The following is a 646-nucleotide window of genomic DNA, read 5'->3' on the forward strand; positions in this document are numbered from 1 at the left end:
CTGCCGCGCCCCATCCCCGCCACGGCCTGCACCGCCCCCGTCACCATTCTGGGCGCTGAGGCCGTGGACAAGTCCTATCCCACTTTCTGGGGGGAATATCAGCGATTGGGAGGTGACATTCATGTCCTCTGAGTTCGGACATCTCTTGAAGATCAGCGTCTTCGGCCAGTCCCACGGGGCGGCCATCGGCGTGGTGATGGACGGCCTGCCTGCCGGCGAGGCGGTGGACCTGGATGCGCTCCAGGCCTTTCTGGACCGGCGCCGGCCCGGCAAAAACGCCCTCTCCACCCTCCGGAAGGAGACGGACCGCCCCACCTTCCTCTCCGGATTGGAAAACGGCGTCACCTGCGGTGCGCCGCTGTGCGCCGTGATTCAAAACAGTGACCAGCACTCCTCGGACTATTCGGAGCTCCGGGACAAGCCCCGGCCCGGCCACGCGGATTACACCGCTTTTGTCAAGTGGCAGGGTCAGGCGGACATGCGGGGCGGCGGCCACTTCTCCGGCCGCCTGACGGCCCCCCTCTGCATCGCCGGCGGCATCGCCAAGCAGATCCTGGCCCGCCGGGGGATTTTTGTGGGGGCGCATCTGGCCTCCGTGGGCACGGAGGCAGACGACGCCCTTCCCCTTCTTCCCACAGCGGAGCTT

The 646-nt window shown here is 67.2% G+C and carries 1 protein-coding gene; it reads left to right on the top strand.

The features are described from left to right. Window positions 1–121 precede the first annotated feature (121 nt). Window positions 122–646, top strand: a 525-nt coding sequence (locus tag QZL67_RS06650; RefSeq protein WP_292920025.1) for a chorismate synthase, incomplete at its 3' end; no start/stop codon positions are given.

This window comes from Oscillibacter sp. CAG:155, assembly GCA_000436875.1.
GTDB lineage: Bacteria > Bacillota > Clostridia > Oscillospirales > Oscillospiraceae > Oscillibacter.